This is a genomic window from Achromobacter sp. JD417, from assembly GCF_041879325.1.
Lineage (GTDB): Bacteria > Pseudomonadota > Gammaproteobacteria > Burkholderiales > Burkholderiaceae_B > Achromobacter > Achromobacter mucicolens.
In genome coordinates this window covers 1,720,681-1,734,972 of sequence record NZ_CP087159.1, presented here as the reverse complement: position 1 = coordinate 1,734,972, position 14,292 = coordinate 1,720,681, and the positions used below count along the sequence as shown (strand labels likewise).

Below are 14,292 nucleotides of genomic sequence, written 5' to 3'. Positions count from 1 at the left end.
AGCTTTCAGTCAGCTTTCCGACGCGCAAGCAAAACTTTACCAATCAGTAGCACCAGCACTGCGCCCAGCGCGCCCGACATCAGTGCAAAGCTGTGCTGAGTAACGCCCAATGCGGCATCGATACGTGCCACCGGCTCTTGCAACGCCGGGTCGCCCACCAGCAGCTCGCCTGCGATGAAACCCAACAGCGCCGCCCCAACCCAGACGATGAGCGGGAAGCGTTCGATGACCTTCAAGAGCAGCGTGCTGCCAAAGATGACCAGCGGAATACTGATGGCCAGGCCGAGCACCAGCAACGTCGTGTCGCCCATCGCAGCGGCGGCGACGGCCACCACGTTGTCCAGGCTCATGACCAGGTCGGCGATCATGATGGTGCGGATGGCGGTCAACAGGTTGCCATGCGACTTGCCGGCACCGTCTTCTTCGCCTTCGGGCAGCAGCAAGGTGACGCCGATGTAGACCAGAAGCAGCGCGCCGATCAGCTTGAGCCACGGCAGCAACAACAGCTTGGCCGCGACGAGCGTCAGTACGATACGCATGATGATCGCAGCGGCGGAACCGACCACGATCGCTTTTTTCTGTTGTGCCGGAGGCAACGAGCGCGCTGCCAGCGCAATAACCACGGCGTTGTCGCCCGATAGCAGAATGTTGACCCAAATGATCTGGAGCAACGCGATCCAGAATGCCGCTGAACTGAGTTCCATGCCTCTCTTTCCTAGGTGTGATCCCCCTAGGACAAAACCAAATTAATGGATGAATTGAACGCAAAAACGTACTGACCGTCTTGGTGCGAGCCCGACGGCATTCTTGCTGGTACGCGCAAAATTTCTTTCATTATAGTTTCGTTCAGCTTTCCGTATGATTCACCCGGCCGCTTCCTGGACGCGGGATTTCCCTAAGAAAGCCTCAAAAAAGCCCGGCCAAAAAAAAGCCCGCCGAAGCGGGCTTTTTATCGCGCGTTGCTGAAACTTACAGCACCGACTTGAGCAGCTTGCCCATTTCGGAGGGGTTGCGCGTGGTGCGGATGCCGCAGGCTTCCATGACTTCCAGCTTGGCATCGGCCGTGTCGGCGCCGCCGGAGATCAGCGCGCCGGCGTGGCCCATGCGCTTTCCGGGAGGGGCGGTGACGCCAGCGATGAAGCCGACGACCGGCTTCTTCATGTTGTCCTTGGCCCACTGCGCGGCGTTGACTTCGTCCGGGCCGCCGATTTCGCCGATCATGATGACGGCGTCGGTGTCGGGATCGTCATTGAACAGCTTGAGCACGTCCACGTGCTTCAGGCCATTGATGGGGTCGCCGCCGATACCGACAGCGCTGGATTGGCCCAGGCCCAGTTCGGTGACTTGCGCCACGGCTTCGTACGTCAGGGTGCCCGAACGGCTGACGATGCCGATGCGGCCCTTGCGGTGGATGTGACCGGGCATGATGCCGATCTTGATTTCGTCCGGCGTGATCAGGCCGGGGCAGTTCGGGCCCAGCAGCAGCGTCTTGCTGCCCTTGGCCTTCATGCGGTTCTTGACTTCGAGCATGTCGCGGACCGGGATGCCTTCGGTAATGCAGATCACCAGATCCAGTTCGGCTTCGACGGCCTCCCAGATGGCGGCAGCGGCGCCGGCGGGCGGCACGTAGATGACCGAGACGGTGGCGCCGGTGTCGGCCTTGGCGTCCTTGACCGACGCGAAGATCGGCACGCCTTCGAAGTCCTCACCCGCCTTCTTGGGGTTCACGCCGGCCACGAAGGCGGCCTTGCCATTGGCGTACTCACGGCACATGCGGGTGTGGAACTGGCCCGTCTTGCCCGTGATGCCCTGGGTGATGACCTTGGTGTCCTTGTTGATCAGAATCGACATTGTGAATCCTTGATTTTTGCTTTACTTGACGGCGGCTACGACGCGGGTGGCAGCTTCGGCCATCGTGTCGGCGCTGATGATCGGCAGGCCGGAGTCGGCCAGCATCTTCTTGCCGAGTTCTTCGTTGGTGCCCTTCATGCGCACGACCAGCGGCACGTTCAGGTTGACGGCCTTGCAAGCGGTGATGACGCCTTCGGCGATCACGTCGCAGCGCATGATGCCGCCGAAGATGTTGACCAGGATGGCCTTGACGCTCTTGTTGGCCAGCATGATCTTGAAGGCTTCCGTGACCTTCTCGGCCGTGGCGCCGCCGCCGACGTCCAGGAAGTTGGCCGGCTCGCCGCCGAACAGCTTGATGGTGTCCATCGTGGCCATGGCCAGACCGGCGCCGTTCACCAGGCAGCCGATGTTGCCGTCGAGCTGGATGTACGCGAGGTCGAACTTGCTGGCTTCGATTTCAGCGGGATCTTCTTCGTCCAGGTCGCGGTAGGCGACGATTTCCGGATGACGGAACAGGGCGTTGGAGTCGAAGTTGAACTTGGCGTCCAGGGCGATGATGTTGCCCTTGCTGTCGCGGTTCAGGGGGTTGATTTCGACCAGGGAGGCGTCGGTGTCCATGTAGCACTTGTAGAGCTTCTGGAACACGTCAACGGCCTGGGCGGTCGAGTCGGCGGGCAGGCCGATCGCGTTGGCGATCTTGGTGGCTTGCTCGGCGGAAAGGCCAACCAGCGGGTCGATGTATTCGGTGATGATCTTTTCGGGCGTGGAGTGAGCCACTTCCTCGATGTCCATGCCGCCTTCGCTGGAAGCGATGAAAGCGACATTCTGCGTGGCGCGGTCGGTGACCAGCGACACGTAGTATTCCTTCTGGATGTCGGCGCCGTCTTCGATGTACAGGCGGCGGACCTTCTGGCCTTCGGGGCCGGTCTGATGCGTGATCAGCTGCATGCCCAGGATTTCGGATGCCAGCTTGCGGACTTCGTCCAGCGAGCGGGCCAGCTTGACGCCGCCGCCCTTGCCGCGGCCACCCGCGTGGATTTGTGCCTTGACGACCCAAACCGGTCCACCCAGCTTTTCAGCGGCAGCCACGGCCTCGTCGACGGAAAGAGCGGGGATCCCGCGCGGCACGGGGACGCCAAATTGCTTCAGCAGTTCCTTGCCTTGATACTCGTGGATTTTCATGTGTTACCTGTCAGGACGTATGAGAAAAAGAAGGTGAATCGGAGGACGACTCGGCCGATGCCTCAGCGCTACCCCCGGTGTACCACTCGGGATAATGCTCAGCCACCACAGGGCCGCCAGTGCTGAGCGCATGGCAGCCGTCCAGTTGGAATGGACGCCGGTTCGGGTTGGGTTCCTGCCGCCGGCGGTTGGCCATGGTCTGGACCGCCGCGGTGGGAAGCACCTGCGACAGTTCGGTCATGTGCGTACAGCCCTCCACATGCCCGAACCGCTCTTTGACCTGGCGGCGGAACCCCTTGAGCAGGTTCATGCCGATCAGGTCAGTGTACGCCGGCTCGATGGCCTTGCAATGCTCGCCATAAGGCGCCGCGTCATAGACGGCCTGAGCCGCCACGATCGAGAATTCCTCGTCGATGGTGATGCGCAGGTGCATATGGTGGATGGGCTGCCCGGCCTTGAACATCTCGCCGTCGCGCTTCGGAAAATCGTACGCTTTCACGTCGATCAGCTCGGCTTCCAGGTCCCAGTTGCCGTCATCGCGCGCGTACGACTGCACACGTATGGAACGCGTATGCAGCGGTTGGCGAGGACAATCCGGCGGTGGCAAGGGCATGCGAGGGGGCCTGCGGGGCAAAGATGGCCTGCGCGTATGGTGCGCGGCAACAAAACCTTCAAAGTATAGCGCAGGCGGCATTCGAGCAATCGTATTAATTGGGCGGCGGATGCCCCGCTGTCCGGTCCGCTGACCGCGCCGCCGTGACTTCCCGCCTTCCACGCGGCCCCTGCCGGTTTCGCCGCGCGGCTCGGCGTGGGGCTGGAAATGGCGTCTGCAGCAGGCAAAAACCCGGCGCGCGCGGGGCGCGCAGCCGGGTTGGAAATGCAGGGGGCCCGGCGCGCGTGCGCCGGGAACGCCATCGGCCGTCAGGCCGCCTCGCGCAGCGCGCGCGCCGCCTGGACCATGCCGATCAGCGCGGCTTCCGTTTCCGGCCAGGCGCGCGTCTTCAGGCCGCAATCGGGATTGACCCACAGGCGTTCCTTGGGCAGGCGGGCGGCGGCCTTGTTCATCAGGTCAACCATCCAGCCGACCTCAGGCACGTTGGGCGAGTGGATGTCGTAGACGCCGGGGCCGATGTCGTTCGGGTACCGGAAGTCCTCGAACGCCTTGAGCAGCTCCATATTGGAACGCGACGTTTCGATCGTAATTACATCGGCGTCCATGGCGGCAATCGATTCGATGATGTCGTTGAATTCCGAATAGCACATATGCGTGTGGATCTGCGTCTCCTCGCGCACGCCGGCAGTCGACAGGCGGAAGCAGTCCACGGCCCAGTCCAGGTATGCCTGCCAATCGGCGCGGCGCAGCGGCAGGCCTTCGCGGATGGCCGGCTCATCGATCTGGATGACGTTGATGCCGGCCGCTTCCAGGTCCACCACTTCGTCGCGCAGCGCCAGCGCCAGCTGGCGGCAGGTGGCTTCGCGCGGCTGGTCGTCGCGCACGAACGACCACTGCAAGATGGTGACCGGGCCGGTCAGCATGCCCTTGACCGGCTTGTCGGTCAGCGACTGGGCGTAGGACGACCAGCCCACAGTCATGGGCGCGGGACGGGCCACGTCGCCGAAAATGATCGGCGGCTTCACGCAGCGCGAACCGTAGCTCTGCACCCAGCCGTTTTTCGTGAAGGCAAAGCCGGCCAGCAGCTCCCCGAAGTACTCGACCATGTCGTTGCGCTCGGGCTCGCCGTGCACCAGGACGTCCAGGCCCACCTTTTCCTGGAAGCGGATGACTTCCTCGATCTCCTTGCGGATGGCGGCTTCGTACGCGGAATCCGTCAGGGCGCCCGCCTTCCAGTCGCGGCGCAGCGCGCGGATTTCGGCCGTCTGCGGGAACGAGCCGATCGTGGTGGTGGGATAGGCGGGCAGCCCCAGCTGCTCCTGCTGGCGCGCGATGCGGCCTGCAAACGGCGCCCGGTCGCGCGACATGCCCTTTGCTGCGGCCATGCGCTCGGCCACGGCCGGGTTGTGGATGCGCACCGAGGCGCGGCGCGCGGCCAGCGCCGCGCGTTGGCTGGCCAGCCCCTGCTGCACCGTGGGGTCCGTGGCGCTGCTCAGCGCGCGGCCCAGCAGGCTCAGCTCGTCGAGCTTCTGGGCGGCAAAGGAAAGCCAGCTCTTGAGTTCGGCGTCCAGTTCGGTTTCGTTTTCCAGGTCGACGGGCACGTGCAGCAGCGAGCACGACGGCGCCAGCCACAGTCGGTCGCCAAGCTGGCGCGCAAGCGGGGCCAACGTCGCAATGGCGGCATCGAGATCGGTGCGCCAGATGTTGCGGCCGTTGATGATGCCGGCGGACAAGACCTGCCCGTCGTTCAGGCCCGCCACCACGTCGGCCAATTGTTCGGGAGCACGCACCAGGTCCACGTGCAGGCCGGCCACCGGCAGGGCCTGCGCCGTCGAGAGGTTGTCCTTCAGACCGTCGAAGTAGGTGGCGACCAGCACTTTGACCGCGCTGGCGGACAACGTGGCATACGCCTGCTCAAAGGCATCGCGCCAGGCTTGCGGCAGGTCGAGCGCCAGGATGGGCTCATCGATCTGCACCCACTCGACGCCCTGCTTGGCAAACCGCGCCAGCACCTCTTCATAGACCGGCAGCAGCGCTGCCAGAAGCTGGAGTTTCCCGGCATCGGCGGCGCCGCCGGCAAAGGCGTCGCCCTTGCCCAGGAACAGCCAGGTCAGCGGGCCGGGAATGACCGGCTTGACCTCAAGACCCAGCGCCTGGGCTTCCCTGACCTGGTCGAACAGGCTTTCGCGGGCAACGCGGAAGGTCTGGCCGGGCACCAGCTCCGGGACGATGTAGTGGTAGTTGGTATCGAACCACTTGGTCATTTCGCAGGCGGCGGCGGGCTTGCCCGACGGCGCGCGGCCGCGGCCCATGCGAAAGAGCGTGTCCAAGGACACCGGCTCGCTGTCCTTCTGGCCGAAGCGCGCCGGCACTGCGCCCAGCAGCGTTGTCCATTCCAGGATCTGGTCGTACCAGGCGAAGTCGCCCACCGGCACGAACTTCAGGCCGGCCGCGGCCTGAAGGCGCCAGTGGCGGGCGCGCAGTTCACGGCCCGTGTGTTCCAGGTCGTCGGCGGTCTGCTTGCCGGCCCAATAGGCCTCGACCGCCCGCTTGAGTTCACGCTGGGCGCCGATGCGGGGGAAACCCAAATTATGAATCGTAGTCATGTTGTAGCCGCCATCCACAAAATTTGTTCAAGTGGCGATCATTCTGAGGCCAAATCAAAATGAATCAAAATCAATGTACACATTCATAAGATGAGGAAACCTCATAGAATAGGCAGTCATGCCGACCCGCCGGGGTTCGGCGCCTGGATCCCGCCCCCGGATCCCGACCCGCTCAGCCGCCCTCAATGCTAGAAATCCGCCACCTCGAAACTCTGACCGCCATCCGGGATGGCGGCAGCCTTCAGGAAGCCGCAGAACGCCTGCACCTGACGCAATCCGCGCTGTCGCATCAGCTGCGGGATCTCGAAACCCGCCTGGGCACGCCTCTGCTGAACCGGCGCACACGGCCGGCCCGGCTGACCACGGCAGGGCTGCGGGTGCTGGCGCTGGCCGATGAGGTCCTGCCGCGCATTCGCGCCACGGAACGCGACCTGCAACGGCTGGCGGCCGGGCGCACGGGCCGGCTGCACCTGGCGATCGACTGTCATTCCTGTTTTCAATGGCTGATGCCGGCGCTGGACGCCTTCCGCGTGCAATGGCCGGATGTAGCGCTGGACCTGTCCGCGGCGTTCTCGTTCGCCCCCCTGCCCGCGCTGGTGCGTGGCGACCTGGACCTGGTCATCACGTCAGACCCGCAGCCGCTGGACGCGGTGGAATACCTGCCGCTATTCAAATATGAGCTGGTGCTGGCTGTGTCCGAATCCAACCCGTTGGCGGGCAGCAAATTCATCCTGCCGGAGCAGTTGGCGGACCAGACCCTGATCACCTACCCCGTGGACAAGCAGCGGCTGGATGTCTTCACCGCCTTTCTGGACCCGGCCGACGTGGAGCCGGCCGCGGTCCGCAAGGCGGAACTCACGCCGATCATCGCGCAGCTCGTGGCCAGCAATCGGGGCGTGGCGGCCCTGCCGAACTGGGCGCTGACGGAATACATGAATCAGGGATGGCTGCGGCTTTGCCGCCTGGGCCCGCAAGGCGTGTGGCGCACGTTGTATGCGACCGTGCGCAGCGAGGACACGGACGCCTCGTATATCGACGAGTTTCTGACCATTACCCGCGACGTCTGCTTCAAGACGCTGTCGGGCATCAAGTCGGCAAAGTGACGACCAAAGTGAAGACCGAAGTGAAACCGTAAGGAACAACGACGGCCGCAGCGGCGCCAGCTGGGTAGACGCCCGTGGGAAACCACGCCGCCGGGCGTCAGTCTTCGTCGCCCTCGCCGAGGATCCGCCGGATGACGTCGTGCGCAAAACCCCGGCTGGCCAGAAAACGCGCCTGCTTTGCGTAGGCCGCGCGATCTTCGGGCTTGGCGCTGAAGCGCTTTTTCCAGACCTCAAGCGCCCGGTCGTATTCGGTGGCGCGAAGCTGTTCGCGCAGTTCCGCGACCTGGTTGTCGTCCACGCCATGCTGGCGCAATTCCTGCACGATGCGCGCCGCGCCCTGCCGCGAGGCGCGCCGATGAACCAGGCTTTGGGCAAAGCGTTCGGTGGACAGCCAGCCTTCTTTTTCAAGCGCGTCGAGTACCGATTCGACCTCGGCCGCATCTTCGGCATAAGCAGCCAGCTTGCGCGCCAGTTCTTCGCGCGCGTGCTCGCGCCGCGACAGATACCCCACTGCCCGCATCTTCAGTGACGGTCCCTTGCGCGCCTGCTTGCCGTCGGACGTTGACGCCTCGTCGGCGCTGGCGGCGGTGTCAGCACGCCGGCCGCGCGCGGCGCCGCGCTGATTGGAACTTCGCTGCTCGGAACTGCGCTGCCACAGGCCGGAAGATTCAGCGCCATCGGCCGAATCGTCAGACGCTGCGGGTTCGCGTGCCACCCGCGCATCGGACGTGCGCCGCAAGCCTTGCGGCTTGGCGACCGTTTCGAATTCGTCGTCCAACCTGGCGCGTTGGCGCTCGGCGGACGCGGGAGTCGATTTCCAGCTCATGCGCTTTCCTGCTTGCTAAACAAAACGGCAGGCCCATCTTGGCGCCTGCCGCAGTTTCCCAGCCCAGCCGGGCCGGCGATGGGACTTGCCTGAACCGCGGCGAGCCCTGCCGAATGCCCGGGATTATTCGGCGGTGTCTTCCGCCGTGGGCACGAATTCAGCGGCGCGGCTGACGATGCCCTGGTTTTCGCGGACGCGGTTTTCGATTTCGATGGCCATGTCCTTGTGCTCTTTCAGGTATTCGCGCACGTTGTCCTTGCCCTGGCCGATGCGGTTGCCGTTGTAGCTGTACCAGGCGCCCGACTTGTCGACGACGTTGGCGGCCACGCCCAGGTCGATGATTTCGCCTTCGCGCGAGATGCCGGCGCCATACATGATGTCGAACTCGGCCTGCTTGAAAGGCGGCGCAACCTTGTTCTTGACGACCTTGACGCGGGTTTCGTTGCCGACGACCTCGTCGCCCTTCTTGATGGAGCCGATGCGGCGGATATCCAGGCGCACGGACGCGTAGAACTTGAGCGCGTTGCCGCCGGTGGTGGTTTCGGGGTTGCCGAACATGACGCCGATCTTCATCCGGATCTGGTTGATGAAGATGACCATGCAGTTGGTCTTCTTGATGGTGGCGGTCAGCTTGCGCAGCGCCTGGCTCATCAGGCGAGCCTGCAGGCCGGGCAGCGAATCGCCCATTTCGCCTTCGATTTCGGCCTTGGGCACCAGCGCGGCCACCGAGTCGACGACGATCAGGTCGACCGAACCCGAGCGCACCAGCGCGTCGGTGATTTCCAGCGCCTGCTCGCCCGTGTCCGGCTGCGAGATCAGCAGGTCGGCCAGATTGACGCCCAGCTTGGACGCATATTGGACATCCAGTGCGTGTTCCGCGTCGACGAAGGCGCAGGTGCCGCCCAGCTTTTGCATTTCGGCGACGACCTGCAGCGTGAGGGTCGTCTTGCCCGACGATTCCGGACCGTAGATTTCGACGACACGGCCGCGCGGCAAGCCGCCGACGCCCAGCGCGATATCCAGACCGAGCGAACCCGTGGAAACCACCTGGATGTCGTGCGAGACCTCGTTGTCGCCGTAGCGCATGATCGAGCCCTTGCCGAACTGCTTTTCGATCTGCGAAAGCGCTGCGGCGAGCGCCTTGGCCTTTTCCGAAGCGGCGGCCTTGGTGGTTTTGTCGTCCATGAGGAGTCCTGTCTGTAACGTATCTGGAAGTCGGAAAAACTGCGGGTCTGAGCTGGCCGGGTCTGAGCTTGCCGGATTTGATGCCTGTCCTACGGCCTGACGTGGAGCCTTGAGCTACGGATCAGATTATGGCATCGGATTGTACTGTACAAAAACCCAGTGTGCCAGCTTTTTGCACGTATACCCTGAGTGGCAAGCCCGGCGCCGTATGACAGAATCCGGAGCGATCCCGGTATTTTCGCCATTCTCCGTCCCCCGGGCCGGCGTGTATCTTCCTAGCAGCAGCCCATGCGTATCCTGATCGCCGAAGACGACAGCATCCTGGCCGATGGCCTGTCCCGCTCGTTGCGCCACAACGGCTATGCAGTGGATGCCGTGCGCGACGGGCTTGCCGCCGATTCCGCGCTGGCCGCCCAGGCCTTCGACCTGCTCATCCTCGATCTCGGGCTGCCGCAACTGGCCGGCCTGGAAGTGCTGCGCCGCCTGCGTGCCCGCAACTCCGCCCTGCCCGTCCTCATCCTGACCGCCGCCGACAGCATCGAGCAGCGCGTCAAGGGCCTGGACCTGGGCGCGGACGACTACATGGCCAAGCCCTTCGCGCTGTCCGAACTCGAAGCCCGCGTGCGCGCGCTGACGCGGCGTGGCGCGGGCGGCGGCGGCACGATGATCAAGCACGGCAAACTGCTCTTTGACCAGACCGGCCGTGTCGCCATCGTGGACGACCAGACGCTGGACCTGTCGGCCCGCGAGGTCAGCCTGCTCGAAATCCTGCTGACGCGCAGCGGACGCATGGTCAGCAAGACCCAACTGGTCGACCATCTGTGCGAATGGGGCGAGGAGGTCAGCACCAACGCCATCGAGGTCTACGTGCATCGCCTGCGCAAAAAGCTCGAGCCCAGCGGCGTGAAGATCGTCACCGTGCGCGGCCTGGGCTACTGTCTTGAGCGGGACCAGGGTGCGGCGTACCTCGCAAGCTGAGCCCTCCCCAGAGCCGCTCAACCAGGAAGCCCTGGATATCATGCAAGCCGGGTCCAAGGGCCCGAGCTTTGCGCCGCCCCAACGTTCGCTGCTGGGCGAAATCCTGGACTGGATGCTGGCGCCGCTGTTCCTGCTCTGGCCCATGAGCGTCGCGATCACCTATGTGGTCGCGCAGAACATCGCCAACGTGCCATACGACCGCGCGCTGGCCAACAACCTGCACGTCTTGACGCGCCAGGTCCACGCGCAGGACGGCCGCGCGGTGCTGAAGATGACCGACGCCGCGCGCGACGTGCTGCGCGCCGACGAGACGGATAGCGTGTTCTGGCTGGCGCTGGGCAGCCGGGGCGAATACCTGGGCGGCGACCGCGCGCTGCCGCTGCCCACCACCGTGGGACAGCCCCGCCCCGGCGAGGTCCAATACGAGGACGACACGCTGCGCGGCTTTGGCATCCGGCTGGCGTTCACCTGGGTCGACCTGCATCTGCCGGGCACGCAGCCGGCGCTTCTCATCGTGGCCGAAACCGTCGAGAAGCGCACGCAATTGGCCAACGACATCATCAAGGGCGTCATCATCCCGCAGTTCGTGGTGCTGCCGATCGCCGTGCTGCTCGTCTGGTTCGGGCTGTCGCGCGGCGTGGCGCCGTTGAATGCGCTGCAGCAGCGCCTGCGCGCCCGCCGCCCCGACGATCTTTCGCCCATCGACGAGCGCGCCGCGCCCTCCGAGATCGCACCGCTGGTCGCGGCCATGAACGACCTGCTGGACCGGCTGTCCGCCAACGTGCAGGCGCAGCGCCGCTTCGTGGCCGACGCCGCGCATCAATTGAAGACCCCGCTCGCGGGACTGCGCACGCAGGCGGAACTGGCGCTGCGCGACGCCAGTCCCGAGGAAATGCAGTCCAGCCTGCGGCAACTGGTCACCGGCTCGGAACGGGCGACCCGGCTCGTCAATCAGCTGCTGCTGCTGGCACGCGCCGAAAACCCCAGCGCCATCGGCCTGACCCGCACCGACATCAACGCCATCGCCTACGAGCAGACCATGCACTGGGTGCCGCTGGCGTTGTCGCTGAACACGGATCTCGGTTTCGAGGGGTCGGACACGCCTGTCGAGATCAACGGCAATCCGCTGCTGCTGGCCGAACTGCTGAACAATCTGGTGGACAACGCCCTGCGCTACACCCCTCGCGGCGGGCATATCACCGTGCGCGTGCTGCAGGCGGACGGCGAGGGGCTCCTGGAGGTCGAGGACTCGGGACCGGGCATTGCGCCCGAAGAACGCGAGCGCGTGTTCGACCGCTTCTACCGCGTGCTGGGCACGTCCTCGGACGGCAGCGGCCTGGGCCTGGCCATCGTGCGCGAGATCACGCAGAAGCATCAGGCCAGCGTCGTGATCAGCGACCATCCCACCGAACACTCCGACCTGCCCGGCACCCGCATCCGCGTCGCTTTTCCCCTCTACACGCCCCCGCCCGAGCCCGCCGAAAGCTAGGGACTATCCCTAGCCTTCCCCGTGGTGTTTACTATTTGTTTCAATTTTAAGATTCAAGTAAGGGTCCCGTCAGAACCTCGTCAGCGTCGCGCCCCAATGTGACGCTTAGCTCGATGTCGGTCGCGCCGGCGGAGGGTCAAGCACGGCGGAAAACCGCCGGCCTAAAAACGAGGAGACATCATGAGCACAACTACCATGGCAGGCCGCGGTCCATCCGCGGATCCGCGTCCGATGACCAAGGAGGAGCGCAAGGTCATCTTCGCGTCTTCGCTCGGCACGGTGTTCGAGTGGTATGACTTTTACCTGTATGGCTCGCTCGCAGCCATCATTGCCCAACACTTCTTTTCCGGCGTGAACCCGACCGCGGGCTTCATCTTCGCGCTGCTGGCCTTCGCGGCGGGTTTCGCGGTGCGGCCGTTCGGCGCGCTGGTGTTCGGCCGCCTGGGCGACCTGGTCGGACGCAAATACACCTTCCTGGTCACGATCGTAATCATGGGCTTGTCGACGTTCCTGGTCGGCATCCTGCCCAGCTACGCCAGCATCGGCCTGGCCGCTCCCGCCATCCTGATCGTCCTGCGCCTCTTGCAAGGCCTGGCGCTGGGCGGTGAATACGGCGGCGCGGCGACCTACGTCGCCGAACACGCCCCGCACGGACGCCGCGGCTTCTACACGTCCTGGATTCAAACCACCGCGACGCTGGGCCTGTTCCTGTCGCTGCTGGTCATCCTGGGCATCCGCACGTTCATGGGTGAAGACGACTTCAAGGCCTGGGGCTGGCGCATTCCGTTCCTGATCTCGGTGGTGCTGCTGGGCATCTCGGTCTGGATCCGGCTGCAGCTGAATGAATCCCCCACCTTCAAGCGCATGAAGGAAGAAGGCAAGGGTTCGAAGGCGCCGATCGCCGAATCGTTCGGCCAATGGAAGAACCTGAAGGTCGTGCTGCTGGCGCTGCTGGGCCTGACCGCCGGCCAGGCCGTGGTCTGGTACACGGGCCAGTTCTACGCGCTGTTCTTCCTGACGCAGACGCTGAAGGTCGACGCCAACACCGCCAACATCCTGATCGCCATCGCCCTCTTGATCGGCACGCCCTTCTTCGTGATCTTCGGCGCGCTGTCGGACAGGATCGGCCGCAAACCCATCATCATGGCGGGCTGCCTGATCGCCGCGGCGACCTACTTCCCGATCTTCCAGGGCCTGACCCACTTCGCCAACCCGGCGCTTGAAAAGGCGCAAGCCACCGCCCCGGTCACGGTGATCGCGGATCCGAGCACCTGCTCGTTCCAGTTCAATCCCGTGGGCACGGCCTCGTTCACCAGCTCTTGCGACGTGATCAAGTCGTTCATGGCCCGCAACTCGGTGAACTACCGCAACGAAGCGGCTCCGGCCGGCTCCGTGGCCCGCGTCAAGATCGGCAATGAAGAGTTCACCTCGTTCGACGGCCGTTCGCTGGCGCCGGCCGAGTTCAAGGCCAAGGTCGCCGAACTCGACAAGACGCTGACCGCCTCGATCCGCAGCCACGGCTACCCGGCCAAGGCCGATCCGGCCCAGACCAACAACGTGATGGTCGTGGTGCTGCTGACGATCCTGGTGCTGTACGTGACCATGGTCTACGGTCCGATCGCCGCCATGCTGGTGGAGATGTTCCCGACGCGCATCCGCTACACGTCGATGAGCCTGCCCTACCACATCGGCAACGGCTGGTTCGGCGGCTTCCTGCCTCCGGTCGCATTCGCCGTGGTCGCGGCCACCGGCAACATCTACGACGGCCTGTGGTATCCGATCATCATCGCCGTCATGACCCTGGTGGTCGGCACGCTCTTCGTGCGCGAATCCAAGGACAACGACATCAACGCCTGACAAACCATCCCCCGCCGGGCGGGACTGCTGCGCCTGCCCGGCCTTTCAAAAGCTCCTCGCGGAGCTTTTTTTTTGTGCTGCACTTTCAGGACCATGTCAGACCTGCGCCAGTAGACTGAGCGCTCAGATTACGGCCTTGCGCAAGATTGCCTGACGATTGATCCCCCTGTCAGACGATTGCAGGGCTGCTGATCTGACACCAATGCCGCGTTCCCCGCGAGCCTTTTATGACGCGGCATTGCGTGCTCCCGTACCGGCCCGACTCTTTATTGAGCCGGGCCGCTTTTTTTGCGGCGGCCCGCAAAAGACTAAGGGCGGCCGCAGCGCGACCGCCCTCTTCATGCTGCACGGCCGGCCTTGCGGCCGGCTCATATCAACGACGCATGCCCACGCCGATGGCGACCACACCCGCCACGATCGCGGCAATGCCTGCCCACGTCGGGATGGGCACCGACTTCTCGGTTTCCGCCGTGGCCTTCACAGATCCGATCTGCAGAACCGTTTCTTCGGACTTGTAGCTAAAGCCCTTATAGGCCAGGGCAACCACGCCCAGGACAATGAGGATCGCGCCAATGATTTTCATCTTTTCACTCCAATCTCAC

Annotated in this window: 12 protein-coding genes; 4 read left to right on the top strand and 8 right to left on the bottom strand. The window is 64.4% G+C overall.

Features of this window, described 5'->3' with window-relative positions; genetic code table 11:
* Positions 1-5 precede the first annotated feature (5 nt).
* From LN047_RS07970 to metE, 5 genes are all read right to left on the bottom strand, one after another.
* Positions 6-704: a TerC family protein gene (locus LN047_RS07970; RefSeq protein ID WP_056322553.1), complete on the bottom strand. Its 699-nt coding sequence runs from the start codon at positions 702-704 to the stop codon at positions 6-8.
* Positions 705-969: 265 nt separating this feature from the next.
* Positions 970-1,851: a succinate--CoA ligase subunit alpha gene (sucD, locus tag LN047_RS07965; RefSeq protein ID WP_056322550.1), complete on the bottom strand. Its 882-nt coding sequence runs from the start codon at positions 1,849-1,851 to the stop codon at positions 970-972.
* 21 nt (positions 1,852-1,872) lie between these two features.
* Positions 1,873-3,033 carry an ADP-forming succinate--CoA ligase subunit beta gene (sucC, locus tag LN047_RS07960; protein ID WP_142049935.1) on the bottom strand — a complete coding sequence of 387 codons (1,161 nt, stop codon included), beginning with the start codon at positions 3,031-3,033 and terminating at the stop codon, positions 1,873-1,875.
* A gap of 10 nt (positions 3,034-3,043) precedes the next feature.
* Positions 3,044-3,646 carry a DUF2889 domain-containing protein gene (locus LN047_RS07955; protein ID WP_056322544.1) on the bottom strand — a complete coding sequence of 201 codons (603 nt, stop codon included), beginning with the start codon at positions 3,644-3,646 and terminating at the stop codon, positions 3,044-3,046.
* A 308-nt stretch (positions 3,647-3,954) separates the two neighbouring features.
* Entirely contained in the window at positions 3,955-6,252 is a 2,298-nt protein-coding gene (metE, locus tag LN047_RS07950) for a 5-methyltetrahydropteroyltriglutamate--homocysteine S-methyltransferase (RefSeq protein ID WP_373981465.1), read from the bottom strand.
* 185 nt (positions 6,253-6,437) lie between these two features.
* Between metE and LN047_RS07945 the strand changes: the two genes are divergently transcribed.
* A complete protein-coding gene (locus LN047_RS07945; protein ID WP_056322542.1) occupies positions 6,438-7,355 on the top strand; it encodes a LysR family transcriptional regulator in 918 nt (305 codons plus the stop codon).
* A gap of 97 nt (positions 7,356-7,452) precedes the next feature.
* On the opposite strand, the gene recX is transcribed toward LN047_RS07945, so the two are convergent.
* Positions 7,453-8,181, bottom strand: coding sequence for a recombination regulator RecX (recX, locus tag LN047_RS07940; protein WP_175156837.1), 729 nt, complete (start codon positions 8,179-8,181; stop codon positions 7,453-7,455).
* Positions 8,182-8,304: 123 nt separating this feature from the next.
* Positions 8,305-9,366, bottom strand: coding sequence for a recombinase RecA (gene recA, locus LN047_RS07935; RefSeq protein ID WP_056322539.1), 1,062 nt, complete (start codon positions 9,364-9,366; stop codon positions 8,305-8,307).
* Between the two features lie 288 nt (positions 9,367-9,654).
* Here recA and LN047_RS07930 point away from each other — a divergent pair, with 288 nt between their 5' ends.
* The 3 genes from LN047_RS07930 to LN047_RS07920 all read left to right on the top strand — a co-directional run bounded on the left by LN047_RS07930 (position 9,655) and on the right by LN047_RS07920 (position 13,690).
* A complete protein-coding gene (locus tag LN047_RS07930; protein ID WP_056322537.1) occupies positions 9,655-10,344 on the top strand; it encodes a response regulator transcription factor in 690 nt (229 codons plus the stop codon).
* 112 nt (positions 10,345-10,456) lie between these two features.
* The gene (locus tag LN047_RS07925; protein WP_108006845.1) at positions 10,457-11,833 is read left to right on the top strand and encodes a sensor histidine kinase; all 1,377 of its coding nucleotides are present in this window, start codon (positions 10,457-10,459) and stop codon (positions 11,831-11,833) included.
* Between the two features lie 195 nt (positions 11,834-12,028).
* Positions 12,029-13,690 (top strand): MFS transporter, encoded by a 1,662-nt coding sequence (locus LN047_RS07920; RefSeq protein ID WP_373982112.1) that lies wholly within the window; start codon positions 12,029-12,031, stop codon positions 13,688-13,690.
* Between the two features lie 373 nt (positions 13,691-14,063).
* Here LN047_RS07920 and LN047_RS07915 read toward each other — a convergent pair whose 3' ends face one another.
* Positions 14,064-14,273, bottom strand: coding sequence for a hypothetical protein (locus tag LN047_RS07915; RefSeq protein ID WP_056322527.1), 210 nt, complete (start codon positions 14,271-14,273; stop codon positions 14,064-14,066).
* Positions 14,274-14,292: the final 19 nt, after the last annotated feature.

Excerpts from the sequence above, each read along its gene's own strand:
- LN047_RS07970 (WP_056322553.1), bottom strand. The coding sequence starts at position 704 with ATGGAACTCAGTTCAGCGGCATTCTGGATCGCGTTGCTCCAGATCATT.
- sucD (WP_056322550.1), bottom strand. The coding sequence starts at position 1,851 with ATGTCGATTCTGATCAACAAGGACACCAAGGTCATCACCCAGGGCATC.
- sucC (WP_142049935.1), bottom strand. The coding sequence starts at position 3,033 with ATGAAAATCCACGAGTATCAAGGCAAGGAACTGCTGAAGCAATTTGGC.
- LN047_RS07955 (WP_056322544.1), bottom strand. The coding sequence starts at position 3,646 with ATGCCCTTGCCACCGCCGGATTGTCCTCGCCAACCGCTGCATACGCGT.
- metE (WP_373981465.1), bottom strand. The coding sequence starts at position 6,252 with ATGACTACGATTCATAATTTGGGTTTCCCCCGCATCGGCGCCCAGCGT.
- LN047_RS07945 (WP_056322542.1), top strand. The coding sequence starts at position 6,438 with ATGCTAGAAATCCGCCACCTCGAAACTCTGACCGCCATCCGGGATGGC.
- recX (WP_175156837.1), bottom strand. The coding sequence starts at position 8,181 with ATGAGCTGGAAATCGACTCCCGCGTCCGCCGAGCGCCAACGCGCCAGG.
- recA (WP_056322539.1), bottom strand. The coding sequence starts at position 9,366 with ATGGACGACAAAACCACCAAGGCCGCCGCTTCGGAAAAGGCCAAGGCG.
- LN047_RS07930 (WP_056322537.1), top strand. The coding sequence starts at position 9,655 with ATGCGTATCCTGATCGCCGAAGACGACAGCATCCTGGCCGATGGCCTG.
- LN047_RS07925 (WP_108006845.1), top strand. The coding sequence starts at position 10,457 with ATGCTGGCGCCGCTGTTCCTGCTCTGGCCCATGAGCGTCGCGATCACC.
- LN047_RS07920 (WP_373982112.1), top strand. The coding sequence starts at position 12,029 with ATGGCAGGCCGCGGTCCATCCGCGGATCCGCGTCCGATGACCAAGGAG.
- LN047_RS07915 (WP_056322527.1), bottom strand. The coding sequence starts at position 14,273 with ATGAAAATCATTGGCGCGATCCTCATTGTCCTGGGCGTGGTTGCCCTG.